Source organism: Actinoplanes regularis, assembly GCF_900188005.1.
GTDB classification, from domain to species: domain Bacteria; phylum Actinomycetota; class Actinomycetes; order Mycobacteriales; family Micromonosporaceae; genus Actinoplanes; species Actinoplanes regularis.
Window position 1 is genome coordinate 144,858 of the sequence record NZ_FZNR01000004.1, and the last position, 24,736, is coordinate 169,593.

Sequence of the window (24,736 nt, forward strand, 5' to 3'; positions counted from 1 at the left end):
ATGGCTGACGAGACCATCGGGATCGTCGGGGCCGGCATCGTCGGGCTGGCGATCGGCCGGGAGATCACGCTGCGGCGGCCGGGCACCCGGGTCGTAGTGCTGGAGAAGGAGAACGACGTCGCCCTGCACCAGACCGGGCACAACTCCGGGGTGGTGCACGCCGGCATCTACTACACCCCGGGCAGCCTCAAAGCCCAGCTGTGCACCCGGGGGCGGCTGCTGCTCAAGGCGTACTGCCAGGAGCGCTCGATCGCGTACGACGAATGCGGCAAGCTCGTCGTCGCGGTCCGGCCGGACGAGCTGGGGCGCCTGGACGACCTGGAGAAGCGGGCGCGCGAGAACAACGTGCCGGGCCTGCGCCGCGTCGACCCGGCCGGGATCCGCGAGATCGAACCGCACGCCGCCGGCCTCGCCGCGCTGCACTCCCCGGAGACGGCGATCACCGACTTCCCCGGCGTCGCGAAGGCGTTCGCGCGGGACATCGTCGCGGCCGGGGGCGAGGTACGCCTCGGCTGGCCGGTCGACCGGATCACCGAGCGCGGGGGCCGGATCGAGGTCGCCTCGGGGGAGCGCCACCTCGTCGCCGACCGGCTGATCGTCTGCGCCGGCCTGCAGAGCGACCGGGTGGCCGGGCTCGCCGGCGACGCGCCCGAACCGGTCATCATCCCGTTCCGCGGCGAGTACATGCGGGTCCGGCCGGAGAAGGCGGACCTGGTCCGCGGCATGATCTACCCGGTCCCGGACCCGCGGTACCCGTTCCTCGGTGTGCACTTCACCCGCCGGGTCACCGGGGTCGTCGAGGTCGGCCCGAACGCGGTGCTGGCCACCGCGCGGGAGGGCTACCGGCGCTCCGATCTCTCGCTGCGGGACCTGGCCGCCCTGGCCGCCTGGCCGGGCAGTTGGCGGATGGCGGGCCGGCACTGGCGTACCGGCGTCAAGGAGGTCCGCGGCTCGCTCTCCAAGCGTCGTTACATGGCCGAGGCGCGGCAGTACGTCCCGGAGATCGGCGCGACGGACGTGTACCGGTGCGGAGCCGGCGTTCGGGCCCAGGCGCTGGACCGCGACGGCAGCCTCGTCGACGACTTCCGGATCCACCGCGTCGGTGCCGTCACAGCCCTTCGCAACGCGCCCTCACCTGCGGCGACGTCGTCCCTGGCGATCGCCGAGCACATCGTGGACGCGATTTTCGACTGACGTGTTCCTGCAAGAACCGATTGCACGGCGCGCACTCCGCACCGCGGTTTTTCCCACATAGCGTTCAGCACATCTTCTCGGCGAGAAGCCCGGATCGAAAGGAAGCTCCTATGTTCGTCGTCGACTCCCAGGTGCACGTCTGGAAGGAAGAGACCCCGGACCGGCCCTGGGTTCCGGGCGCTCGCGAGCGGATCCGGCTCAACGGTCACCGGGAGGACCCCTTCTCGTACGAGGAGTGCCTCGCGCTGATGGACGAGGCCGGCGTCAACCGGGCCCTGATCCTCCCGCCGTCCTGGGAGGGCGACCGCATCGATTACGCCCTGCAGGCGTGCGAGGCGCACCCGGACCGGTTCGGGGTGATGGCCCGGATCCCGCAGAACAAGCCGGCCGAGGGCGCGGCCATGCTGCGGGACTTCGCGCAGAACCCGTACGTCAAGGGCACCCGGTTGACCTTCCACCGCCCGGTCGACCGCAACTGGATGATCGACGGCACCAACGACTGGTACTGGCCGCTCGCCGAGGAGTTGAGCATCCCGACCATGGTGCACGCCCCGATCTGGAAGGCCGAGCTGGGCGCGATCGCCGCCCGGCACCCCGGTCTGAAGATCATCATCGATCACATGGGCATCATGGCCCGGTGCGTGGACGACGCCATCGGCTACTGGGTCTCGGAGACCGCGGACCTGGCGAAGCACCCGAACATCTACGTCAAGGTGTCGGCCCTGCCCGGCTACTCGACGCATCCGTTCCCGAACCTGAACATCGAGAAGTACGTCCGCGAGATGGTGGACAAGATGGGCCCGGAGCGCTGCTTCTGGGGCACCGACATCACCCGGCTGCTCGGCCATGGGCTGACCTATGTGGAGACCATCGAGCAGTTCACCAAGCACTTCGACCTCACCGCCGAGGAGCTTGAGTGGATCATGGGCCGGGGGATCTGCGAGGTCCTCGGCTGGCCGATCGAGACCGGGAACTGAAAGCCCCGACATGACCTACCAGACCGATGGCGGCGATGCGGTCGTCAGCGCGTTCAACGCGGTCGGGGTGGACTACATCTTCTCCTCACCGGGGTCCGAGTGGGCCCCGGTGTGGGAGTCGCTGGCCCGCCACCACCGGGACGGACTGCCCTGCCCCAGATATCTCGACCTGCTCCACGAAACCGTTGCGGTCGGCATGGCGACCGGATACGCCCTGGTCACCCACCGGACCCAGGCTGTCCTCCTGCACGCCGGGCCGGGCCTGCTGCAGGGCTCCATGGCGGTGCACGGCGCCCTGCTGGCCGGTGTCCCGATGGTGGTGGCCTCCTCGGAGTCGATCACCTACGGCGACGGTCCGGGACCCGACCCGGGCAGCCAGTGGTACCGCAACCTCTCGGTGGTCGGCGGCCCGCACACGATCGCGACCCCGTTCACCAAGTGGTCCAACCAGGCGGCGAGCGTCCACACCCTGACCACCATGATCACCCGTGGTGCGGAGCTGGCCTCCCGAGCGCCGGCCGGCCCGGTGTACCTCAACATCCCCCTGGAAGTGCTGCTCGACGAGTGGACCGGCCCCGCGCCCAAACCGGTCGCGGCCCGCGGCGCCACGATCAGCTCGGCCGACGACATGCATGCCGTCCTCGAACTGCTCGCCGACGCCGAGCGTCCGGTGATCATCACGGAGACGACCGGACGCGAACCGGGCGGCCTGGCGGCGCTCGTCGAGTTCGCCGAGACCCTGCGCATCCCGGTGGTCGAACCGAACTCGGCGGTCTGCGTGAACTTCCCGCGCGACCACGAGCTGCACTGTGGCGGCGAGATCGAGCCGTTCCTGGACACCGCCGACGTGATCGTGCTGCTCAACTGCCGTGCGCCGTTCTACCCACCGAGCCGTGAACCGGCCCGCGCCCGGATCGTCGTGATCGACGAGGTGCCGCAGCGGCCGCACATCGCCTACCAGGTGCTCGGCGCCGACTTCTATCTGGAGGGCGGCGTCGCCGCCACGCTGCGGGAACTCGCGGTCCGCTACACCGAGCAGGGCTTTGCGGTACGACCGGTGGACCCCACCCGGCACACCGCCGAGCTCATGGCGATCGAGGAGGCCGAGTCCCGGGCCCGCTCGTCCGACCGGATCGACCCGGTGCTGGTCGCCGCCGCGCTGCGCGCCCTCCTCGAGGAGCGGGACGCGATCGTGGTGGACGAGACCATCACCCACAGCCGGATCGTCCAGCGGCATCTACGGGCCACCACCCCCGACTCGTACTTCTACGTGCAGGGCGGCCTCGGCCAGGGCCTCGCGGTCGCCCTCGGCGTGAAACTGGCCGCCGCCGACCGGCCGGTGGTCCTCACCATCGGCGACGGGGCGTTCCTCTACAACCCGATCGTCCAGTCGCTGCAGGCCGCCGCGGTGAACGGCCTGCCACTGCTGATCGTGGTCTTCAACAACGCGGAATACCGCTCGATGAAGCTGAACCACCTGCGGTTCTACCCGCACGGCGCGGCGGCCGAAACCGGTGAGTTCCTCGGCAACGACCTCAGCGACCAGCCGGAACTCGCCGCGTTCGCGGAACCGTTCGGCATGCACGGTGAGACGGTCGAGCGGGCCGCTGAGCTGGCCCCGGCGCTGGACCGGGCGTTCAAGGCCGTCCGCGGCGGCACGACCGCGATCGTCAACGTCCACGTCACGCGCTAGGAGCCCGCCATGCCCGCACCCAAGGTAGTCGTCCCCGCCGACCGGCTGCGCTCCTTCGTCACCGCCCTGTTCACCGGGGCCGGCGTCGGCGCGGACCACGCCGAGACCATCACCGATGTCCTCACCTGGGCCAGCCTGCGCGGGGTCGACTCGCACGGCGCCTCCCGGGTGCCCCGCTACCTGGAACTGCTCGACTCCGGCGAGGCGAATCGGGCGCCCGGCCTGCGGATCGAGTCGACCACCGCGGCGGTCGCCGTCGTGGACGCCGACCGCGCGCCCGGCCCGGTGGCGCTGAGCCTGGCGGCGGGCGAGGCGGTGAACCGGGCCCGCGGCGGCGGTGCCGGCGTCGTCGCGGTACGCCGGACCGTCCACACCGGGGCGATCGGGTACTACACCTCGAAGATCGCCGAGCAGGGCCTGGTCGGCATCGCGTTCGTGGCCGGGATGCCGAACATGGCGTACCCCGGAATCAAAGGCATCGCGGTCGCCACGAGCCCGCTGTCGATCGCGGTCCCGGCCCCCGGCCACGCCCCGGCGCTGCTGGACATGGCCACCGCCGGCATCGCGCTCGGCAGGATCGCGCAGTTCCGCAACGCCGGCGAACCGCTGCCCGAGGGCACCGCGGCGACCGCGGACGGTGTGCCCACCACCGACCCGAACCTGGCGAAACTGCCGCTGCCGCTGGGCGGGGTCAAGGGCGCCGGCATGTCGCTGATGTTCGAGCTGCTGACCAGCGTTCTGGTCGGCGCGCCGATCCTGAGCCCGTTCCACTCCGGCGACCCGGCGGGCCGGGTGCACCGGCAGAACGCGCTGATCATCGCGCTCGACCCGGCCGCGTTCGGCGGCGGCGCCGAGTTCGGGCCGGCCGTCGCCGAGACCCTCGACACCCTCAAGGGCCTGACCCGCGCGGACGAGAACGAGGAGATCCACTACCCCGGCGAGCGCAGTGCGGCGGTCGCCGCGCACCGTGCCGCGAACGGGATCCCGGTGGCCGCCAAGGTCTGGGCCGAACTGAAGGTCGCCGCCGAGAAGCTCGGCGTGCCGGCACCGGCCTGAGGAACGACGGAACGCCCGGACCGTACGGCCCGGGCGTTCCGTCGTACCGTCTCCGGCTCTCAGACCTCGGCCTTCGCCGCCTCCGCGGCCCGCCGGCGCGCGGCCGGGACCACCAGCGGGGTGCCGGTCTCCGGGTCGTCGATCACCCGGCAGGGCAGCCCGAACACCTCCTCGACCAGGGCGGCGGTCAGCACGTCGCCCGGCCGCCCGGCCTTGACGATCCGGCCGCCGCGCATGGCGATCAGGTGGGTGGCGTAGCGTGCCGCGTGGTTCAGGTCGTGCAGCACCGCGACCAGCGTCCGGCCCTGCCGCTCGTGCAGCTCGGCGCAGAGGTCCAGCACCTCGATCTGGTGCGCGATGTCCAGGAACGTGGTCGGCTCGTCGAGCAGCAGCAGCGGGGTCTGCTGGGCCAGCGCCATCGCGATCCAGACCCGCTGGCGCTGCCCGCCGGAGAGCTCGTCGACGTTGCGGTCGGCCAGGTCCCCGACGCCGGTGGCGGCCATCGACTCGGTGACCACCAGCTCGTCCTGGGCCGACCAGCGGCGCAGCAGGCCCTGGTGCGGGTATCGCCCGCGGGCCACCAGCTCGGCCACGGTGATCCCGTCCGGCGCGGTCGACGACTGCGGCAGCAGGCCGAGCGTCTTGGCGACGGTACGGGTGGGCAGCGAGTGCACGTCGGCACCGTCCAGCAGGACCGTGCCGGCGGTCGGCTTCAGCAGCCGGGACAGCGCTCGCAGCAGGGTCGACTTGCCGCACGCGTTCGGGCCGATGATCACGGTGAACGAGCCGTCCGGGATCTCGACGCTCAGCTCCTCCGCGATGACCCGCTTGTCGTACGCCAGGGTCATCCCGGTACCGCTCAGTCGGCTCATTCTCCTGCTCCCGCACTCTTCGCAATCATCAGATCCGGCCCGCCTTGCGTTCGCTCACCAGCAGCCAGATCAGGTAGCCGCCACCCAGCGCGCCGGTCACCACGCCCACCGGCAGGGGGTACCCCGAGTGCACGGCCAGCCAGTCCGCGCCGACGGTCAGCAGCGCGCCGATCGCCATCGAGGGCAGCAGGTTCGGCCCCGGCGCCCGGGTCAGCCGCCGGGCGATATTCGGCGCGATCAGGGCGACGAACTGAACCGGCCCGGCCGCGGCCGCCGCGCACGCCACCACCAGGGAGGCGGTCAGCAGCGCGCCGTTGCGCAGCCGCTTGACCGGGACGCCCAGACCGGCCGCGATGTCGTCACCCATCTCCAGCATCCGCAGGCCGGGCCCGCAGGCCACGGCCAGGATCGGGATGGTGACGACCAGCACGCCGAGCAGCGGCAGCGCCTCCTCCCAGCCCCGGCCGTCGAAGCTGCCGGTGAGCCAGAGCATCGCCCGGGCGTTCTCCATCTGCACACCCTTGGTCAGCAGCCAGCCCATGATTCCGTTGAGGATCGCGGTCATGCCGACACCGATCAGGATGAACCGGTACCCCTGCAGGCCGCGGCGGCCGCCGATCAGCTGGATCAGCAGGGCCACCGCGATGCCGCCGGCCACCGCCGCGAGGGAGAGCTGGGTGCTGCTGCCACCGACGATCACGACGGCCAGCGCCGCGGTGCCCGCGCCGCTGGTGATGCCGAGGATGTCCGGGCTGCCCAGCGGGTTGCGGGTGATCGACTGGAAGACCGCGCCACCGGCGGCCAGCGCCATGCCGACCAGGATCGCGGTGATCACCCGGGGCAGCCGCAACTCGTTGATGATGAACGACTGGGCCGCGTTGCCCTGCCCGACCAGGGTTTTGACCACGTCGGCCGGGGCGATCGGGAACTCGCCGGTGCCCAGGGTGAGCACGGCAACGGCGGCCATGGCGAGCAGCGCGACGCCGCCGGTGACCACGGCGCGGGAACGGAGGACCATCATTTCGCCGCTCGCACGAGGTAGAGGAAGAGGGGACCGCCGAGGACCGCGGTGACCACGCCGACCTGCAGCTCACCGGGGCTGCCCAGGACCCGGCCGAGCACGTCCGCGCCGACCAGCAGCACCGGCGCGAGCACCGCCGTGTAGGGCAGCATCCAGCGCAGGTCGGGGCCGGTGAACGGGCGCACCAAATGCGGGATCAGCAGGCCGACGAAGACGATCGGGCCGCAGGCCGCGGTGGCCGCACCGCAGAGCAGGGTGACCGCCACGATCACCACGGCCCGGATCAGTCCCGGGCGGGCGCCGAGGGCGCGGGCCGCGTCGTCGCCGAGCGACAGCGCGTTCAGCGGGCGGGCCATGGCGACGGCGAGCAGCACGCCGATCGCGACGAACGGGGTCAGCCGCCGCAGCGTGTCGAAGTCCGCACTGGCCAGCGAGCCGACCGTCCAGAACCGGACGGCCTGGATGGACTCGGTGTTCGCCAGCAGGACGGCGCTCACGTACGAGTAGAGCGCGGCGTTCAGCGCGGCGCCGGCCAGGGCCAGCCGGGCCGGGGTGGCCGCGCGTCCGCCGCCGACCGCGTAGACCAGCGCGGTGACGATCGCCGCGCCGAGCAGGGCGAACCAGACGTACCCGGAGAAGGTGGTGATGCCCAGGAACGCGGCGGCGCTGGCGACGGCGGCCGAGGCGCCGGCGTTGATGCCGAGCAGGCCGGGATCGGCGAGCGGATTGCGGGTCAGGGCCTGCATGATCGCGCCGGCCAGGCCCAGGGCCAGGCCGACGAGCAGGCCCAGCAGCGTCCGGGGAAGCCGCATCTCGTGGACGATCCGGTAGTACGGCGAATCGGGGTCGACCAGGCCGGCCCAGACCTCGCCGGGGGAGAGGAAACGCGCCCCGAAACCGATGCCGAGGACCAGCACGACGGCGAGCACCGCCAGCGCGACCAGGAGCCCGGCCAGACGAACGGACGCGCGCCGCGCCGCCGGTGGTGGCTCGGTGCGAACCCGCTGGTCAGAGAGGGTGTCGATGGTGGACAGTTGCGGGCTCCCGTCAGCTTTCGGCGGATCCTGTTGACGCGCGTTCGGTTCGTTAGGTTAGCCTAACCATCCAGTCGGTCGAGTGACCGGCCTGTTTGTCCCGCGAAAGATGTGACGATGTCTGCTTCCTCCCTTCCCCTGTCCCGTCGTGGCCTGCTCGCAGCGGGCGGTGCCGCTGCTCTCGGTGCGATGCTGACCGCGTGTGGCGGCAAGGAGGACGACAAGTCCTCGCCGGCCACCACGACCGCCGCTGCCGCCGGCCCCTGGGCCTTCACCGACGACCAGCCCAAGGAGCTGAAGGCCGACAAGGCCCCGTCGAAGATCGTCGCCTTCACCGGCACCGCCGCCGCCCTGGTCGACCTGGGTCTCCAGGACAAGATCGTCGGTGTCTTCGGTGAGACCAAGAAGGCCGACGGTACGGCCGAGGACCAGGCCGGCGACCTGGACATCAACAAGGTTCAGATCATCGGCAACGCGTGGGGCGAGTTCTCCGTCGAGAAGTACGCCGCGCTTACCCCGGACCTGCTGGTCACCCACCAGTTCGACGCGGGCGCCTACTGGTACGTGCCGGACGAGTCGAAGGACAAGATCCTCGCCGTGGCCCCGTCGGCCCTGGTCACCGTCGGCCGGGTGCCGTTGAACAAGCCGATCGAGCGGTACGCCGAGCTGGCCAAGTCCCTCGGCGCCGACCTGAACGCCCCCAAGGTCACCGAGGCCAAGGCCCGCTTCGAGAAGGCCGCCGCCGACCTGAGCGCCGCCGCGAAGGCGTCCGGCGGCATCAAGGTCCTGTTCGGCTCCGGCGCCGCCGACGTCTTCTACGTCTCGAGCGCCGCGGTCAGCTCCGACCTCATGTACTTCAAGGAGCTCGGCGTCGACCTGATCATGCCCGAGGTCAAGGGTCAGGACTACTACGAGTCGCTGAGCTGGGAGAACGCCGACAAGTACAAGGCTGACATCATCTTCCTGGACGCCCGGACCGGCACCCTGCAGCCGAAGGACCTGGCCGCCAAGCCGACCTGGAACGCGCTGCCCGCCGTCAAGGCCAACCAGGTCTTCCCGTGGCAGGCCGTGCCGATCTACTCCTGGAACGGCGCCGCCCCGCTGATCGAGGCCATCACCGCGGCGATCACGAAGTCCAAGAAGCTCGCCTGATGCTCCGGCCGGCCCGCCGCTAACCGGCGGCGGGCCGGGTCACCACCGCGCCCGACCAGCGCAGAGCGCCACGATCGGCCAGATAGCGGACGTGCGCCATGGTCTCCGCGACCGCGCCGACCCGCATCGGCCCGATCTCCTCCCACGGCCGCGACCAGGTCAGCTCGGCGGCCAGCTGCCAGACCGTCGGCGCCCCCAGTCGCTCGACCGCCGCCACGATCTCCTCGCACCGCAGGTCATGATGGACCCGCAACTGCCGGGCGCGCGCGCCGATGCCGCGGAACCGGTACTCATGAGCGGGCAACGCGTCCAGCTCGTCGTACGCTGCCACCTTGTCGAGCGAGTCCAGGAACGATCCCAGCGGCGAGGAGCCGGGCCGCTGCAGCCCGATGTTCGGACTGATCCGGGGCAGCAGATGATCCCCGGTCAGCAGCACCCCCGCCTCCGCCTCGAGCAGGCAGATGTGCCCCGGTGTGTGCCCCGGGGTCCAGACCGTCGTCAGCTTCCGCCCCCGCAGCGGCACCCGGTCCCCGTCCTCGAGCAGCACGTCGGGCTCGGCCGGCCCGGCCAGCCGGTGCTGCCCGATCATCCCGGCCAGCACCGCGATCTCGCCCTCGGGAACGTGGTGCGCCCGCAGCCAGTCCGCGGGCGACCCGCTCGGCACCAGCGCGTCCTGCTCCTGCGGATGCATGGCGACCCAGGCCCCGCCCTCCTGGAGCCGCTTGGAGAGCCCGTGATGATCCGAGTGCACGTGCGTGACGACCACGCCGAGCACGTCCTGCCGGGTCGCGCCGGCGGTCCGCAGCCCGCGCTCCAGGGCGGCCCAGCCGTCCTCGCTGTCCCAGCCCGGGTCAACGACGACAAGCCCGTCGTCCCCGGGAACCAGATAGCACAACGTGTATCGCAAGGGGCTGTCCGGGATCGGCACCGGCACCGACCAGATCCCGCCGGCGAGCCGCTCCACCGGCGGCAGCACGCGCGCCTTCCAGGCCTCACGCTGCGTGACACCGGTCACGACGATCTCGTCGCCGCTCGCGCGGGTCATCGGTGCCATCCGAACCCCATTTCCTAGACGAGTCTCGTCTAGGAAGCCGACCCTATAGTGGGCATGATCAGCCAGCAATGGGAGGCCGCTCGATGTCACCAACCCCACAGAGTGCCAGTTCGGAGCCCCCTACCGCCCCGCCTTCAGCGCCCGCCGTTCGCCCCGCGCCGGCGGGCCCGCAGGGCCGGCCTCGCGATCCCGAGGTCGACGACCGCATCACCCGCGCCGCCGCCGAGGTCTTCGGCGAGAACGGCTGGCACCGGTTCACCGTCGACTCGGTCGCCCGCCGGGCCGGTGTCGGCAAAGCCTCCATCTATCTCCGCTGGCCCAACAAGGAGGCGCTGCTGGCCGCCGCTCTGACCGCGCGCCTCAACGGCATCGAGGACATCGACACCGGCTCGGTCCGCGACGACCTGATCAGCCTCGCCCGCCAGATCCAGCGCTCGTACCTGGGCGAATCCGGGCGCGCGGCTCTGCAGTTACGCGTGGACGCGCAGCGGGTGCCCGAGGTCCGGGACCACTTCCACCGGCTCCAGGAATCCCAGGTCCTGGCCGCCCGGGCCGTCGTCCGCCGGGCCATCGACCGAGGCGAGCTGCGGCCCGACACCAGCGTCACCCTCCTCCTCGACTGCGTCTGTGGCGGTGTCATGAACCATGTGCTGGCCACGCCCCCGCACCTGCGGGACCAGGTGGCCGCCGGTGCCGACCAGTACGCGACCGCTCTGGTCGACTTCGTCCTCACCTCCACCCGGGCCTAGGCACGCGGCCGTCACGGACGGCGGCCCCCGCTCGGGCCGGCCGCGGGGTACGGCACGAAGGTCAGGGGCGGTCCTTCTTGGGGAGGGCGGCGACGATGGCGTCGTACGAGGTGTCGACGGCCTCGAGGATCTCGTCGTCCGGGATGGCGCCGCCCAGGCGAAGCGTGTTCCAGCCGTGCCGGCCGATGTAGGCGCTGGCCGTGGCGTCCTGCGGGTAGCGGACCAGCCACTCGTCGGCGGCGTCGCGGCCCTTGCCGCACTTGACGCCCACGGCCTCGCCGGTGCCGAGGAACGCGAAGATCTTCGGGCCGACCTTGACGACGACGTCGCCCTCCCAGGGCTCGTCCTGCCAGGCGCCGGGTTTGGCAAGGCAGTACCGCAACAGCTTCTCCGGGTCCATGGAGCCCGGCATACGGCATCCGGCCGATGGAGGCAAGCCTGACACGGCGTCAACCTCGCGGGGAGGCCCGTGAAAGTAGGGCGCGTCCTTCGCTCCGCGGAGTGCACGGTCGCTGGAGAGCGGGGCGAACGACGCGCTGAACGACGTACGGGGAAGAAAAGCGGATCACTCGGCGCCGGTGTAGGCCGCGTAAGTGGCCGCGGCCTGCTTTGCGGCGGTCTCCGGATCGGCGCCGGAGGCGACGTCCGCGGCCGCCCACGCGTCGCCGCTGAGCTTCATGAACCTCTTGCCGTCCTCGGACGCCAGCCAGGCCATGATGGCGTCGGTGTCGCGCGGCGCGTTGGGCGCGCTGACGTGCATGGCGAGGCCGAGCAGGCCGGAGTCCCAGCCGATGCCGACCGCGCCGGGTCCGAACTGTCCCCAGTGCTCGTCGACGAGGGCGGTGTGCTCCAGTTCGAAGCGGGTGCGGGTGTCGCCCTCCGGGGTCAGCCGAACCTCGATCCAGCTGACCTGGCCGCCGAACTCCCAGGTGGCGGCGTACGAACGGGGCTTGTCGCAACGGGTGATCGTGCCGCCGGCGTTGCCCTCGAGCTGGTACTTCCCGCCCTCGCGCAGGTCGCCGGAGACCGGCAGGAACCAGCGCGCGATGCGCTCCGGGTCGGTCACCACGTCCCACAGGTCGTCGAGGTCGGTGTCGTAGGCCTGGCTGATGGTCAGCACCCGGGCCTGCCCGGCCTCCAGGACCCGGTCGCCGAGGGTGCGCCGGACGCTGTTGATCTGCTCGGTCACGTCAATCATCGATGCTCCTGATGTCGTCGGTCGCGGTCAGGCGCCGAATCCGCCGGCCGCGGGCGACCTCGGTGGCCATCGCGGCGAGGTGTGGCGTCCAGAACCGCCGGAACCGGCCGAGCCACTCGTCGGCCTGGCGCAGCGCGGTGTCGTCGACCGCGTAGAGCCGGCGGGCGCCGGACGGGCGGACGGTGGCGAAACCGTTGTCGCGTAGCACTTTCAGGTGCTGCGACACGGCCGGCTGGGAGATGCCGAACTCGGCGCGGATGACGGTGGTCACCGCGCCGGAGGACTGCTCGCCGTCGGCGAGCAGCTCCAGGATCCGGCGCCGGACCGGGTCGCCCAGCACGTCGAACGCATGCACGGGGCCCACCTTATCAGGAGTCGCTTATATAAGCGTGGCCTTGAGGAAAATCGTGCGGGCCGGGAGTAGGGTCCCGGCCCGCACGCAGGGGAAACTTTTGAGAAGGGCGCATCTGGGAGCGCTCCCACTTCAGGGTGACGACTCTAACCCCGCCCTCGGGCCCGTGTAAAGACAGTCAGTCGCATCGCCACGGCCGGCGCGGCCGAAGCTGATGCGGGGAGGCGGGAACGGCGGCGGCCGCGGCGGCGAGTGCGGCGGCGGCGACCTCGGCGTCCCTCAGGTCGGCGGCGTCGCGCGTCACCTGGTGGCGCAGCAGCAGCGCCTGCCACTGCCGGCGGCAGGCACGCACGGCCAGCTCGGTGCCGGGCTCGGCGACCAGGACCATGCGGCCGGCCGCGTCCACCAGCGCGTCCCAGTCGCCGAGGTCGCCGGAGCGCTCGGCCCGCTCCTGGAGCAGATCGAAGAGGACTCCCCACCCGATGACGAGATCAGGATGGCCCGCCGGGGCCTCGTGCAACAGCCGGTAGATCTCGTCAATGGCGTGCTGGAGACCGCGGGGGTGTCCCGCGTCAGCCGTGAACGCCACGACGAGGGCCGTGTGGATGAACTCCTCGCCGTCCATAACCAAACGGTAGACGTGGATGCGCGCTGGTCAAGCCCTCCGTAAATTTCCCTCCAGATCAACCGGAACCGGACCCGGCGCGAGGTCGCCGGCGGTCCGGCGTCGTCGGCCGTCGAGCTGATGATCGAAAGCGGTCTTCTGTTAACAGAGAGGAGCGTCCATACTGTGGCGGCATTGATCTACGTGTGACACGGGGAACGCAATAGTGAGCCAGCATGACGACCTCGATCCGATCGTCAACCTCCAGGATTGGGCGCGCAGGACCGAGCGGAAGGTCAAGCGGCAGCGCCGATTCGGCGGGGTCGTATCGAAACTGCGGTATGTCGTCGCGGCGGTCACGCTCGGAGCCCTGATCTGGGCGAGCGTTCCGCTCGTGCGCGAGGTGTGGCCCCGCGAGTCCGCCGCGCCGGCGCCCACCCCGAGCGGGATCACCGCGACCACCGCGACCCGTGCCGAGACCACCAGCCCGTTCGAGGGGACGGCCGCCGCGACGTACCCCGTCGGGGAGAAGGGGATCACGCTGCCGCCGGCCAGAGCGGTGACCGGTTTCAGCGCGGCGCAGGTGAAGGCCGACCTGGAGTTGGTGCGCAAGGCGATGGTGGCCGGCCGCCTCGACCCGGACATGACCGTCGGTCATCGGCCGGACGACTTCCTCCTCATGCTCGCGCCGAGCGCGCGCGCCCAGATCGCGAAATGGTTCGAGGGCGACACGTTCGTCAGCCTCGCCACCTGGATCGACCCGGCGGTCAGGCTGGACCCGAAGAACGAGCCGCGGGTCAGCGGGCGGGTGACCTACCGGTCGGTGGTCGAGGACGGCATCCGCACCCTCCGGATCACCACCAACTTCGTCTGGGTGTACGCGTTCGAGGGCGAGTTCCTGAGCGGGCCGCTCGCCGTGCGGCACGATCAGATCGACTGGGACTTCCCGCAGACCAGGAACCTGCGCGACGCGGACCGGGGGATGTGGGTCCACAACGCCACGTCGTACGGCGCCTGGCTGGACTGCGCCGCGGCTGACAAGGGGCTGCTCGCGCCGACCCCGAAGGACGCGACCGGGACCGGCCTGGCCGGCACCGAGGATCAGGAGTCACTGGCGAAGCCCGATCACCCCTTGGAGATCGGCGACAACTGCCACTGACGGTCGCTGCGGCACAATGGGGCAGATGGGCGACAGTGCAGAGTGGACGGACATCCGGCAGGGTGACACGGACGACGTCCCGGCTGTGATGGCGCTGCTCGACGGCGCGGTGCGGTGGCTGACCGCGCGTGACCGGCCGGGCCAGTGGGGCACCGAACCGCTCTCCGGGAGCCGGCGGCTGACCACCCTCATCTCCGGGATCGCCGCCGACCGCGGCCTCCACCTGGCGGTTCGCGGTGACGAGGTCGTCGGCGCGCTCGGCATCGGCCGGCCCCCGGCCTGGGTCACCCCGGCGGTCGAGCCCGAGCTGTACATCATGCTGTTGGTGACCGATCGGGACCATGCCGGCGAGGGTGTCGGCGGGCGGCTCCTGGCGTACGCCCGGAGCCTCGCGCTGGCCGCCGGGGTGAGCCTGCTGCGGGTCGACTGCTATGCCGGGGACGATCAGGCGCTGGTGCGGTACTACGAGGGCCAGGGCTTCACCGCGACCCAGCGGTTCACGGTCCCCCAGGGCGACGCCCGCTGGCCCGGCCAGGTTCTGGAGCAACGGCTGGGATGACCCCGGCGCCTGAAGGGGGTCAGCGGGGCCGGGTCTCCAGGATCTCCTTGAGCAGGGCCAGGTCGGCGGCGACGGCGGCGGCGTCGCGGTCGAACTCGGCGTCGGTCATGCCGGGCATGCGGCGGACCGTGAACACCACCTCGGACTGCTCGCCGTCGGCGAGCACCCGGAACGGGACGTGGACGATCCCGCCGCCGGGGAGGTGCACCTCGTGGTCGAGGACGCCGAGGTCGTTGTGCGGGACGAAGACCACCTCGGCGCTGCCGCCCGGCACGTCGACGAGCCACCGGCCGGCCTCCAGCCGGACCGAGGCGCCCAGGCCGGGTGCCCAGTGGGCGAGGTTGGCCGGGTCGGCGGCGTATTCGTAGACGAGCTGGGCCGGGCGGTCGATGTGCTCGCTCAGATGCCGGGATTCGGTGCCCACGTTCGCATCATCGCACGCTGCCCGGATCGTGGCCGGTCACCGGCCCGATGCCGCTGGAGGATCTCGTGATCGATCGATGGAACGGCTCTTGACGGGGCCCGCCCCTGAGGACATAGTCCGTATCCATGAATGTGACACTGTTTCGTTCTTGGAAACGACTGGTGTCGGTGGCCGCGGTCGCCGCACTCGCCGGGTCGCTTCTCGCGCCCGTCTCCGCACAGGCCGCCGGCGCGGCCGTGGCCAGTTACCCCACGACGATCAACGGCGACGCCGCCGAGGTCTACCACCCGGTCCAGGGCAAGCGGCTGCCGGTGGCGCTGCTGCTGCAGGGCGCGAACGTCGACAAGTCCTACTACTCGGTGTACGCGTCGACGCTCGCCTCCTACGGCTTCGTCGTCGTGGTCCCGAACCACAGCCGTTCCCTGTTCGGCACGAGCGGCCTCTACCCGGAGGGCGCCCAGGCCGGCTGGACCGTCGACTGGGCGGACGCCGAGGACTCCCGGGCGGACTCGCCGCTGTACCACCGGATCGACGAGCACACCCTGGTCCTCGCCGGGCACTCGTTCGGCGCGGCCACCGCGCTCAGCCTGAGCACCGGCCTCTGCGTCATCCCGTTCTGCACCGTCGCGAACGCGGCACCCAGCGAGCTGGAGGCGGTGGTGACCTACGGCGGCAACAACACGCTGTACGGCACGTCCCTGGTCCTGCCGGTGCTCAACACCGTGCCGGTCGGCTACCTCCAGGGCACCGCCGACGGGGTTGCCGCCCCGGCCGAGGGCCGGTCCACCTACAACCTCACCAGCGGTACCCCGAAGGCGTTCATCGAGGTGTCCGGAGCCAACCACTACGGCATCACCGACGTGCAGAACCCGGCCGGGGCGGCCCCGGACGGATCGGCGCAGACCCTCGGCCAGGCGACCGGCGTCGAGACCATCGCGCGCTGGTCGGCGCAGTGGCTGCTGGCCCAGCTCGGCGACTCCGCCGCGAAGGATTACGTCTACAGCACCGGCGACGCGGCCGATGCGAACGTCGCCGTCACCTATGTGAAGTAGCGGCAGCCGGGCCGCCCCGCGCCTCAGCCGAGCGGGGCGGTCCCGACGGCGAGCAGGTGGGCGCTCGCGCTCAGCAGGTCGGGCTCGCTGCTGTAGACACGGGCCAGGTGCAGCGCGGCGTCGAAGATCGTCTCGGCGTTCGGGCCGGTCCCCGCCGCCTCCGTCGCGGGCCAGGCCGGGCCTTCGATCCCATGGATGACGACGTCCGCCAGGCCGGCCTCGCGGCACTCCGCGAGGAGCTCGGCGACCCGGTGGAAGTAGGCCACGGTGAAGCCGATCGAGGAGTCGTTGACCCCGTCCGTGATCAGGCGCCGCGACTCGGCGAGCATCCGCTCGTCGAACCGCGCGGTCGCCGCGAAGTCGACCGGCCCGGCGAACCGGCTGATCGCCGCCGCCGCGATCGGGCCGCCCGGGCGGGTGACCCGGATCGCCTCCCGGATCGCACGCACGCGATCGGCGCGTTCGTGCAGGTGGTAGAGGGGGCCGAGGAGCAGGGTGGCGTCCTGTGAGGCGTCCGGCTCGGGCAGGTCACGGGCGTCACCGACGACGGCGTCGATCGGCGGCTCGCCGGAGCGGGCCTGCGCGACGTGCGCCGGCACGAGATCGACCAGCCGGATCCGGTAACCGTCGGCGAGTAGCTCCCGGGCGTAGGCGCCGGGGCCACCGCCGACGTCCAGGATCCTGGCGGGCGCGGCGGGCAACACCTCGCGAAGCAGTTCGAGGGTGCGGATCCGCTCCAGCCGGCTCTGCGGGCGTCTCTCCAGCCGGGCGGCTTCGTCGTAGCGGTTCTCGTAGAAGGTAATGATCTCGGAGCTCACCTGATCCATCTGGCGAATCCTCGCGGGCGGTGCCGCCGCCGGCGAGCGATTTTCGATCAGGGTGACCGGCCCCCGCCGGGTGGGACGGGGGCCGGAATCATTGGTGGGGTCAGCGGGCGAGGTGGTCGCCCTGGTAGGGAAGCTTCGGCGCGGCGGCGCGGGCCGAGGCCCGGAGGCTGCCGTCGGGGTAGAAGCCGGACTTGGTGAGGGCCAGGGTCAGCACCGCGTGCGCGGCGCCGTCACCCAGCTCGGCCAGGGCCTTGGTGTTCAGATTGTTGATGTCGTCGCAGGCCTGGTGGTAACAGGCGTCGTAGGGCGCGTCGGCGGTGCCGCCGTAGACCGCGGCCTGTTCCGCGGTCTTGACACCCTCGGCGCCGCTGAACAGTCCGCCGGCCGGGATGCCGGCGTCGATGAACGGGCCGTAGTCGCTACGGCCGTCGAACGCGGTCGGGTCGGTGGCCAGGCCCTGCGCGGCGAAGTACTTGTTGAACAGCGCCTCGATCTGGTCGGAGCCGTACGGGCCGGACGCGCCGGTGGCCGAGCCGTCACCGTCGTAGACGAAGCGGACATAGTTCGGCGAGCCGAGCATGTCGAAGTTCAGGTTCGCGTAGATCTGGGTGAGCTCGGTGTCGCTCAGGTTGGCGACGTAGTGCTCGGAGCCGAGCAGGCCGGCCTCCTCGGCGCCCCAGAAGGCGAAACGGACCTTCTGCCGGGGCTTGATCTTCAGCTTGGCCAGCTGGACGGCGATCTCCAGGTCGGTGGCGGTGCCGCTGCCGTCGTCGTTGATGCCCGGCCCGTCGACCACCGAGTCGAGGTGCGAGCCGACCACCAGCACCCGGTCCGGGTTGCCGCCGGGGGTGTCCGCGATGATGTTGCTGGTCTGCGCGTCCAGGTTGATCTCGGTGCTGGTCTGCACCCGCACGCTGACGGTGCCGGCGGACGCCGCTCCGGCGAGCGCGCTGCCGTCGGCGAAGCTCAGCCCGACCACCGGGATCCCGACCGGCCCGCCCAGCGTGCCCTGGAACAGCTCGGTCCGCCCGGGCTGGCCCTCGTTGAAGATGATGGCCGCGTCGTATCCGGCGGTCACCGCGTTGGCGGCCTTCACCGAGAAGTTGCAGCCGCCCCGCTGGATCAGGGCGATCTCGGGCGCGGTCGCCGAGGCCGGCGCGAAGTCGGTGACCGCGCAACCGGCCGTGGAGCTCGGCGCGGGGGTGGGTGGCAGGACGTTGTTCAGGGCGGGCACCACCCGGCCGGTGACGTCGCCGCTACCCGAGTAGTCGTAGGTGACCGTCTCGTAGGCGGGCCCGGCCGGCGAGACCGGGGTGAGCGCCGCGGGTGTCAGCTCCCGGTAGAACGGGAACGTGAACTTCTGCTCCTTGACCTGGTAACCGGCCTTCCGGAGGACATCCTTGACGTACGCGGCGCTGGCCGTGAAGCCCGACGTGCCCGAGGCCCGGGTCCCGCCGTTCTGAGTCGCGATCCGCTGCAGCACGCGCTCGTGCCCCAGGATCCCGGAGACCGTGACCGCGTCACGCAGCTTCTTGGTGTTGATCTCATCCACCGCGGACGCCGGCTGCGCGGCCAGCGTCACGATCAGGGCGGCGGTGAGCGGAACGGCGAGAATGCGTTTACGCAACGTGGTTCCTCCACATTCGACGGACGCGACGACCGCGTGCCGCCGCCGGGGTCGCCGGCCGCGCCCACGGCATCGAGGGTGATCAGCGTCCGAAGATTAACTGACCTGAATGTGACGGGGAAGCGCCACCGTGTCACTCTGGGGAAAGTTGGAAAGCGGAGGAAAAGCGCCCCCATGAGCGAGCTTGCGAGCGAATCGGTCAGCTCAGTCAAAAGGTCGTGGCGACGCCGGAGCGAAGCGGAGGTGGCCCCATGAGCGAGCTTGCGAGCGAATCGGTTGGCACAGTTGTTGGCTCATGTCGACGCCGGAGCGAAGCGGAGGTGGCGGTATGAGCGAGCTTGCGAGTGAATCGGTTGGCACAGTTGTTGGTTCGTGTCGACGCCGGAGCGAAGCGGAGGTGGCGCCATGAACCGGGAGATCTTCGAGTACTTTGGCGCAGCTGTCGAACTGGTCGACGCGTCCACGATTTTGGCGGCCGCCCGGGTTAATCCGGTCGAACTGGTGCACCACGCCGAATGGCCGGCTCCGGTTCAACGCGTCGAGCTCACCGTGTCGAGCACAGCCGACGCGGCCGACCCGGCGCACGTGTTCGTCGCGCGGCTCCACGCCGGTGCGGAGCCGATGACCACCGAGCGGATGCGGGGGATGGTGCTGGGCCACGACCCGATCGGCCTGCTGCTGTCCAAGCGGATCGCCGAGGGGGATCCGGTCGCCACCCGGCTCGTCGACGGGGTGGGTGCGGCGGCGGCCGCGGCGTACCGGAAATTGGGTTTCGACAAGGCGAACGGCCCGGCGCCGGACCGCTCACCGGGAGTCTTCGCGGACGCCGCCGTCGGGCTGCGGGCCGAAGTGGATCACGAGGCGGACGGCGACGTCATCCGGTTGCGGGCCGAAGTGCCGCGCGACGAGGTGACCGCGAACCACCTGCGCGCCTTCGTCACCCTCACCCTGCAGGCGGTGGTCGAGCTGGCCGAACCGGACGCGCTGCGCGGACGCCGCTATGTGTTCAGCCGGGAGGCCGTCCCGCCGCCGGCCCCGGTCACCACCCAGCAGGTCACCCTGGACATGGTCGGCGGTCTGGTGGACGTGGTCGCCGAGCTTCGGCAGATCGCGGTGTCGTTCCGGCATCCGGAGGCGATGGCGCGCTGGGGCGCGCGCCGCCCGCAGGGGCTGCTGATGTACGGGCCGCCCGGCACCGGCAAGACCATGCTGTCGCGCGCCCTCGCGAACGAGATCGGCGCGGATTTCCGGGAGATCCGCACCCCGGAGATCCTGGACAAGTGGCTCGGCGGCTCGGAGCGCAACATCAAGCAGATCTTCCGCGACGCCCGCCGCTACCGGGTTCCGACGCTGATGCTGTTCGACGAGTTCGACTCGATCGTGAGCTATGCCGGTGCCGGTGGGGACGCCGCCAGCCAGGCGCTCAACGCGGTGGCCGGGATCTTCAAGCAGGAGATGAACGATCTGATCGAGGCGAACCCGGACGTGATCGTGGTGGCCACCACCAACTTCCCGGAGCGGGTCGACGAGTCGCTGATCCGTTCCGGACGCTTCGACGTCAAGATCAGCGTGCCGAAGCCCGACGAGGCGAGCCGCGCGGAGATCTTCCGGAAGATGATCGAGGGCCTCGTCGCGGCGCACGAGCGGGGCGGGTTCCGGATGTTCGCCGACGAGCTGGACCTGACCGCGCTCGGGGTGGCCAGCACCGGGATGACCGGCGCCGACATCAAGGAGGCGCTGCGCCGGGTGCAGATGACCAAGGCGATGCAGGAGGCCCGGACGGGACGGGCCGAGCCGATCTCCCAGGCGGAGCTCCTGGCGGCGGTGCGGGACCTGCGCGGCAACGTCTGACCGAGCCGTCCCGCCCGCCGGGGTCCGGGGTCAGGCGGGTGCGGCGCGCTCCACGATGCTCGCGGTGTCCACTCCGGCGGGCAGCGTGCCGAACGTGTGGCCCCAGTCCCCGCCCAGCCGGCTCGCGCAGAACGCGTCGGCGACCTCGGCCGGTGCGTGCCGGACGAGCAGGGAACCCTGCAGCACCAGGGCCATCCGCTCGACGATCCGCCGCGCCCGTACCTCCGGATCGCTCTTCTCCGCGAGCTGGGCCCGGAGGTCGCGGACCGCCTCGTCGAGGCGCCGGTCGGCGCCGCCCGCGGCGGCGACCTCGGTGAAGAAAGCCTCCAGGCTCTCCGGTTCGCGGTGGATCGCCCGGAGCACGTCCAGCGCCTGTACGTTCCCGGAACCCTCCCAGATCGAGTTGAGCGGCGCGTCCCGGTAGAGCCGGGGCAGCCCGGAGTCCTCGACGTAGCCGTTGCCGCCCAGACACTCCAGGGCCTCGCCGACCACGGCCGGCTGCCGCTTGCAGACCCAGAACTTGCCGACCGGGATGGCCAGCCGGCGGAACGCCTGCTCGGCCCGGTCGCCGCGGACCGCCCGGTCGACCGCGCCGGCCAGTCGCATGGTCAGCACGGTCGCCGCCTCCGACTCGATCGCCAGGTCGGCGAGGACGTTGCGCATGGCCGGCTTGCCGATCAGCGGGCCGCCGAACGCGGAGCGGTGCGTCGCGTGGTGGATGGCCTGGACGAGCGCCGCGCGCATCCCGGAGGCGGAGCCGATCACGCAGTCCAGCCGGGTCATCGACACCATCTCGATGATGGTGCGGACGCCCTGGCCCTCGCCGCCGACCAGCCAGGCGACCGTGCGGTCGAACTCCGGCTCGCTGGAGGCGTTGCTGCGGTTGCCGAGCTTGTCCTTGAGCCGCTGGATCCGGAACGTGTTGCGGGTGCCGTCCGGCAGGATCCGGGGGACCAGGAAGCAGGAGAGGCCGCCCGGGGCCTGCGCGAGGACCAGGAACAGGTCGCACATCGGGGCGCTGGTGAACCACTTGTGGCCGGTCAGGAGCCAGGTGCCGTCCGCCGAGGCCACGGCCGTCGTGGTGTTCGCCCGGACGTCCGAGCCGCCCTGCTTCTCGGTCATGCCCATGCCCGCGAGCAGGCCGCCCTTCGACGCGGGGGTGCGCAGGCCGGGGTCGTAGGAGCGGCTGGTCAGCAGCGGCTCGTAGCGGGCGGCGAGCTCAGCGTTGTTGCGCAGGGCCGGGACCACGGCGTACGTCATGGAGATCGGGCAGGCGTGCCCGGCCTCGGGCTGCGACCAGACGTAGAAGCCGGCCGCGCGGGCCACGTGCGCGCCGGGGCGCGGGTCGGCCCACGCGGCGCCGGCCAGGCCCTCGGAGACGGCGACGTCCATCAAGCGGTGCCAGGACGGGTGGAAGTCGACCTCGTCGAGGCGGTGACCGTACCGGTCGTGGGTGAGCAGGCGCGGCTCGTACCGGTTCGCCTCGTCGGCCCATCGCGAGGTCTCCGCGGTGCCCGCGCGCAGGCCGAGCTTGTGCAGGTCGCCGGCGGCCCAGCCGGCGCCCTCGCGCTCGAGGGCCGCGACGAGAGCGGCGTCAGCGGTGACGTCATGTCCAGCGAGCGGGGGAGCCTGGTTGAACACCTCGTGGGTCACGCCCGCACCTTACTCCCCGGTAACCAACAGTGGGGTGGCCGGATCGGGGCTCTTCTAACAACCGTTCCCGTTGCCGGGGCAGGGCTCGTGACCGATGGCGTCGTTGACCCGCTCGCTGATCTGGCGCAGCTGTTTGTACTGCGTCTTGGTGAGTGCGTCGATCAGCAGCCGGCGGACCTCGGCGACGTGGCCGGGCGCGGTGGCCACCACCTTCTCCCAGCCGGCGTCGGTGAGCACGGCGAGGGTGTAGCGGCCGTCGGTGGGGTCGGGGATCCGGTAGAGCCAGCCCTTGGACTCCAGACGGCGGGCGGTGTGCGAGAGCCGGGAGAGCGAGCAGGCGCTGAACTCGGCCAGCGTGCTCATCCGCAGGGTGCGGTCGGGCCTCATCGAGAGGCCGGCGAGCACCTGGTACTCGAAGAGCGACACGCCGGCGTGGTGTTGCAGGTCGGCGTCGAGGGCGGCCGGGAACCGGGTGATCATCTTGATCATGGCGAGCCAGGTGGCCTGCTCCTCGGCGTCGAGCCAGCGTGGCTCCTCGGTGCTCATGGGCACCACCTTAGCTTGAATCGTCAACCGCGACCGTGACCATTGCGACTTGACGCTTCAACTCATCAGGGCCTACCTTGAGTTGACGGTTCAAGTCCGAAAGCAATGGGAGCAGTACCGATGGCCATTCTTCGTATCGACGCCAGCATCCTCGGCCCGAACTCGGCGAGCAGCGCGCTGGCCGATCTCGCCGAGGCCGGGTGGCTCGAGACCGCGCCGGACACCAAGATCGTCCGCCGGCACATCGGCAACGAGCCGCTGCCGTCGAACGCCTGGCAGCTCGCCGTCTCGGCCGCCTACGTCCCCGAGGCCGACCGCAGCGACGCCCAGAACCAGGCGGTCGCCCTCGCCGGCGAGCTCGCCGCCGAGCTGCGCGACGCCGAGGGTGGCATCTTCGCCCTGCCGTTCTACAACTACGGCGTCTCCCAGCACGTCAAGACCTGGTTCGACCTGGCCATGGCCGGCGGCACCATGGGCGAGAAGTTCCTCGAGGGCAAGCCGGTCATCGTCGTGACCAGCCGTGGCGGCGCGTACGGCCCGGGCACCCCGCGCGACGGCTGGGACCACAACACCGACTACCTGCGCCGCGTCGTCGCCGACATCTGGGGCGCCGACCTCACCCTGGTCGAGCGCGAGTTCACCCTGGTCGGCGTGAACCCGGCGCTGGACGCCTTCACCGAGACCGCGGCCGCGATGAAGGAGGCCGCGCACGCGGCCGCCACCGAGGCCGGCCGCGCCCTCGCCGCCCGCTGATCCCGGGTCCGGCTCGTCCCCGCCGCGCATCGCGGCGGGGACGCTGGGTATAAGCCGCGAATGCGGCATACGCGGGAGATCGACCTAGGGGTACGAACGGCCCAGGCGACCGTGGCCGCCGTCGCGCTGCTGGTGCCGTTCGGCGTGATCGCCGCGCTCGTGGCCGCGAACGCTACCGTCCCGCGCGACCTGGACGTCCGGATCGCCGACCGGATGCACGAGGTGGCCCTCGCGCAACCCGGCCTGGTCGACGCCATGTACTGGTGGAGCCTGCTGCTGCACCCGAACACCTGGCGGATCGCGGCGGTGGTGCTCGCGATCGGGCTGGCCCGGCGCGGGAAGAAGGCGCTCGCCTGGTGGGTGGTGGCGACCATGGCAGCCGGGGGAATCCTCGGTGGCGTGCTGAAGCTGCTCTTCGGCCGCCACCGGCCGGACCTGCTCGACCCGGTGGCCCAGGCGACCGGGTATTCGTTCCCCTCCGGGCACGCGCTCAACGCCGCCCTCGGCGCGGTGGTGTTTCTGCTGGTCCTGCTGCCCCGCACGCGGGGGCGCCGGAAACGGGCGGCGCTCGTCGCGGGGGCGGTCATCCTGCCGCTGATCACCGCGTACGCCCGGGTGCTGCTCGGCGTGCACTGGACCAGTGACGTGGTGGCCGGGCTGCTGCTCGGCTCGGCGGTGCCGGCGATCACCGTCTCCGTGTTCCAAGGACGCCGCGCCGGGGTAGAAGGCGGCCGTGTCCACATTCATTGATCAGGTCCTCCGCCGGATCGTCCTGCCGGTCGCCGCGATCCTCGTGCTGATGATCGGTCTCGGGCTGCTGCTCACCCACGTGCTGCCGCACACCTGGCCGTTCACCGTGGAGGACGGGGTCAACCGGTACCTCGAGAGCCACCGCACCGGGACCGGCGTCCGTGTCTCGGTATTCCTCAGCGGGATCGGCAACACCTCCTCGGTGATCGCGGTCACCGCGCTGATGGCCGCGGTTCTCCGGCTCACCCTGCACCGCTGGCGGGAGGCGGCCTTCCTGTGCCTCTCGGTCACCGCGCAGGCGGTTGTCTTCTTCTTCACCACGCTCGCCATCGATCGGCCGCGCCCGGACGTGCACCGGCTCGATCCGTCTCCGCCGACCTCGAGCTTCCCCTCGGGGCATACATCGGCGTCCTTCGCGCTCTACGTCGGCCTCGCCGTCGTGTTCGCCATGCTGGCCCGGCCCGACTGGCTGAAGGCGCTGTGCTGGCTGCTCGTCCTGGTCCCGATCACGGTCGCCGCGGCTCGGCTGTACCGGGGCATGCATCACCCGAGCGACGTGCTCTCCGCCTTCCTGAACGC

At 71.4% G+C, this 24,736-nt stretch carries 25 protein-coding genes and 1 pseudogene; 13 read left to right on the forward strand and 13 right to left on the reverse strand.

Features of this window, described 5'->3' with window-relative positions; genetic code table 11:
- The 4 genes from lhgO (at position 1) to CHC09_RS13080 (ending at position 4,920) form a co-directional block, all read left to right on the forward strand.
- The gene (gene lhgO, locus CHC09_RS13065) at positions 1-1,194 is read left to right on the forward strand and encodes an L-2-hydroxyglutarate oxidase (RefSeq protein ID WP_089293672.1); all 1,194 of its coding nucleotides are present in this window, start codon (positions 1-3) and stop codon (positions 1,192-1,194) included.
- A gap of 110 nt (positions 1,195-1,304) precedes the next feature.
- Positions 1,305-2,171, forward strand: coding sequence for an amidohydrolase family protein (locus CHC09_RS13070; RefSeq protein WP_089293341.1), 867 nt, complete (start codon positions 1,305-1,307; stop codon positions 2,169-2,171).
- Between the two features lie 10 nt (positions 2,172-2,181).
- Entirely contained in the window at positions 2,182-3,864 is a 1,683-nt protein-coding gene (locus tag CHC09_RS13075; protein ID WP_089293342.1) for a thiamine pyrophosphate-dependent enzyme, read from the forward strand.
- Positions 3,865-3,873: 9 nt separating this feature from the next.
- Positions 3,874-4,920, forward strand: coding sequence for an Ldh family oxidoreductase (locus CHC09_RS13080; protein WP_089293343.1), 1,047 nt, complete (start codon positions 3,874-3,876; stop codon positions 4,918-4,920).
- 59 nt (positions 4,921-4,979) lie between these two features.
- On the opposite strand, the gene CHC09_RS13085 is transcribed toward CHC09_RS13080, so the two are convergent.
- From CHC09_RS13085 to CHC09_RS13095, 3 genes are read right to left on the reverse strand one after another with little or no spacing between them, the layout of a single operon-like run.
- The gene (locus CHC09_RS13085; protein WP_089293344.1) at positions 4,980-5,792 is read right to left on the reverse strand and encodes an ABC transporter ATP-binding protein; all 813 of its coding nucleotides are present in this window, start codon (positions 5,790-5,792) and stop codon (positions 4,980-4,982) included.
- A gap of 28 nt (positions 5,793-5,820) precedes the next feature.
- Positions 5,821-6,813, reverse strand: a complete 993-nt coding sequence (locus CHC09_RS13090) for a FecCD family ABC transporter permease (RefSeq protein ID WP_089293345.1) — start codon at positions 6,811-6,813, stop codon at positions 5,821-5,823.
- Positions 6,810-7,748: a FecCD family ABC transporter permease gene (locus CHC09_RS13095; protein ID WP_203833133.1), complete on the reverse strand. Its 939-nt coding sequence runs from the start codon at positions 7,746-7,748 to the stop codon at positions 6,810-6,812. Before CHC09_RS13095 ends, CHC09_RS13090 begins: the two co-directional genes overlap by 4 nt.
- 216 nt (positions 7,749-7,964) lie before the next feature.
- On the opposite strand from CHC09_RS13095, the gene CHC09_RS13100 reads away from it, so the two are divergent.
- The gene (locus tag CHC09_RS13100) at positions 7,965-8,999 is read left to right on the forward strand and encodes an ABC transporter substrate-binding protein (protein ID WP_089293347.1); all 1,035 of its coding nucleotides are present in this window, start codon (positions 7,965-7,967) and stop codon (positions 8,997-8,999) included.
- A gap of 19 nt (positions 9,000-9,018) precedes the next feature.
- Here the strand turns inward: CHC09_RS13100 and CHC09_RS13105 are convergent, their stop codons facing one another.
- Complete coding sequence (locus CHC09_RS13105; protein ID WP_089293673.1) at positions 9,019-10,044, reverse strand: MBL fold metallo-hydrolase; 1,026 nt, start codon at positions 10,042-10,044, stop codon at positions 9,019-9,021.
- Between the two features lie 92 nt (positions 10,045-10,136).
- On the opposite strand from CHC09_RS13105, the gene CHC09_RS13110 reads away from it, so the two are divergent.
- On the forward strand, positions 10,137-10,802 hold the full coding sequence (locus tag CHC09_RS13110) for a TetR/AcrR family transcriptional regulator (protein WP_239138318.1): 666 nt from the start codon (positions 10,137-10,139) through the stop codon (positions 10,800-10,802).
- Between the two features lie 61 nt (positions 10,803-10,863).
- Here CHC09_RS13110 and CHC09_RS13115 read toward each other — a convergent pair whose 3' ends face one another.
- From CHC09_RS13115 to CHC09_RS13130, 4 genes are all read right to left on the reverse strand, one after another.
- The gene (locus CHC09_RS13115; RefSeq protein ID WP_089293348.1) at positions 10,864-11,202 is read right to left on the reverse strand and encodes an MmcQ/YjbR family DNA-binding protein; all 339 of its coding nucleotides are present in this window, start codon (positions 11,200-11,202) and stop codon (positions 10,864-10,866) included.
- Positions 11,203-11,367: 165 nt separating this feature from the next.
- A complete protein-coding gene (locus tag CHC09_RS13120) occupies positions 11,368-12,000 on the reverse strand; it encodes an SRPBCC family protein (protein ID WP_089293349.1) in 633 nt (210 codons plus the stop codon).
- A complete protein-coding gene (locus CHC09_RS13125; RefSeq protein WP_089293675.1) occupies positions 11,993-12,355 on the reverse strand; it encodes an ArsR/SmtB family transcription factor in 363 nt (120 codons plus the stop codon). Before CHC09_RS13125 ends, CHC09_RS13120 begins: the two co-directional genes overlap by 8 nt.
- A 175-nt stretch (positions 12,356-12,530) precedes the next feature.
- Positions 12,531-12,977, reverse strand: a complete 447-nt coding sequence (locus tag CHC09_RS13130) for a hypothetical protein (protein ID WP_089293350.1) — start codon at positions 12,975-12,977, stop codon at positions 12,531-12,533.
- A gap of 205 nt (positions 12,978-13,182) precedes the next feature.
- Between CHC09_RS13130 and CHC09_RS13135 the strand changes: the two genes are divergently transcribed.
- Both CHC09_RS13135 and CHC09_RS13140 read left to right on the forward strand, forming a co-directional pair.
- Entirely contained in the window at positions 13,183-14,115 is a 933-nt protein-coding gene (locus tag CHC09_RS13135; protein WP_089293351.1) for a hypothetical protein, read from the forward strand.
- Positions 14,116-14,140: 25 nt separating this feature from the next.
- Entirely contained in the window at positions 14,141-14,674 is a 534-nt protein-coding gene (locus tag CHC09_RS13140; protein ID WP_089293352.1) for a GNAT family N-acetyltransferase, read from the forward strand.
- A gap of 19 nt (positions 14,675-14,693) precedes the next feature.
- Here the strand turns inward: CHC09_RS13140 and CHC09_RS13145 are convergent, their stop codons facing one another.
- On the reverse strand, positions 14,694-15,098 hold the full coding sequence (locus CHC09_RS13145; protein ID WP_179277073.1) for an SRPBCC family protein: 405 nt from the start codon (positions 15,096-15,098) through the stop codon (positions 14,694-14,696).
- Positions 15,099-15,223: 125 nt separating this feature from the next.
- Here CHC09_RS13145 and CHC09_RS13150 point away from each other — a divergent pair, with 125 nt between their 5' ends.
- Positions 15,224-16,150 (forward strand): alpha/beta hydrolase family protein, encoded by a 927-nt coding sequence (locus tag CHC09_RS13150; protein ID WP_089293353.1) that lies wholly within the window; start codon positions 15,224-15,226, stop codon positions 16,148-16,150.
- Positions 16,151-16,173: 23 nt separating this feature from the next.
- Here the strand turns inward: CHC09_RS13150 and CHC09_RS13155 are convergent, their stop codons facing one another.
- Together CHC09_RS13155 and CHC09_RS13160 are read right to left on the reverse strand one after the other, a co-directional pair.
- Positions 16,174-16,977 carry a class I SAM-dependent methyltransferase gene (locus CHC09_RS13155; protein WP_089293354.1) on the reverse strand — a complete coding sequence of 268 codons (804 nt, stop codon included), beginning with the start codon at positions 16,975-16,977 and terminating at the stop codon, positions 16,174-16,176.
- A 100-nt stretch (positions 16,978-17,077) separates the two neighbouring features.
- Positions 17,078-18,604, reverse strand: a complete 1,527-nt coding sequence (locus tag CHC09_RS13160) for a M20/M25/M40 family metallo-hydrolase (protein ID WP_089293355.1) — start codon at positions 18,602-18,604, stop codon at positions 17,078-17,080.
- A 405-nt stretch (positions 18,605-19,009) separates the two neighbouring features.
- On the opposite strand from CHC09_RS13160, the gene CHC09_RS48385 reads away from it, so the two are divergent.
- A complete protein-coding gene (locus CHC09_RS48385; RefSeq protein WP_089293356.1) occupies positions 19,010-20,455 on the forward strand; it encodes an ATP-binding protein in 1,446 nt (481 codons plus the stop codon).
- A gap of 30 nt (positions 20,456-20,485) precedes the next feature.
- On the opposite strand, the gene CHC09_RS13170 is transcribed toward CHC09_RS48385, so the two are convergent.
- Both CHC09_RS13170 and CHC09_RS13175 read right to left on the reverse strand, forming a co-directional pair.
- Positions 20,486-22,108, reverse strand: coding sequence for an acyl-CoA dehydrogenase family protein (locus tag CHC09_RS13170; RefSeq protein ID WP_089293357.1), 1,623 nt, complete (start codon positions 22,106-22,108; stop codon positions 20,486-20,488).
- A 54-nt stretch (positions 22,109-22,162) separates the two neighbouring features.
- Complete coding sequence (locus CHC09_RS13175) at positions 22,163-22,654, reverse strand: MarR family winged helix-turn-helix transcriptional regulator (protein ID WP_089293358.1); 492 nt, start codon at positions 22,652-22,654, stop codon at positions 22,163-22,165.
- A gap of 120 nt (positions 22,655-22,774) precedes the next feature.
- Here CHC09_RS13175 and CHC09_RS13180 point away from each other — a divergent pair, with 120 nt between their 5' ends.
- The 3 genes and pseudogenes from CHC09_RS13180 to CHC09_RS48825 form a co-directional block, all read left to right on the forward strand.
- Positions 22,775-23,407 carry an FMN-dependent NADH-azoreductase gene (locus CHC09_RS13180; RefSeq protein ID WP_089293359.1) on the forward strand — a complete coding sequence of 211 codons (633 nt, stop codon included), beginning with the start codon at positions 22,775-22,777 and terminating at the stop codon, positions 23,405-23,407.
- Between the two features lie 60 nt (positions 23,408-23,467).
- Positions 23,468-24,157: a phosphatase PAP2 family protein gene (locus CHC09_RS13185; RefSeq protein ID WP_089293360.1), complete on the forward strand. Its 690-nt coding sequence runs from the start codon at positions 23,468-23,470 to the stop codon at positions 24,155-24,157.
- A gap of 223 nt (positions 24,158-24,380) precedes the next feature.
- Positions 24,381-24,704: pseudogene (locus CHC09_RS48825) on the forward strand (phosphatase PAP2 family protein); the annotation flags it as partial.
- Positions 24,705-24,736: the final 32 nt, after the last annotated feature.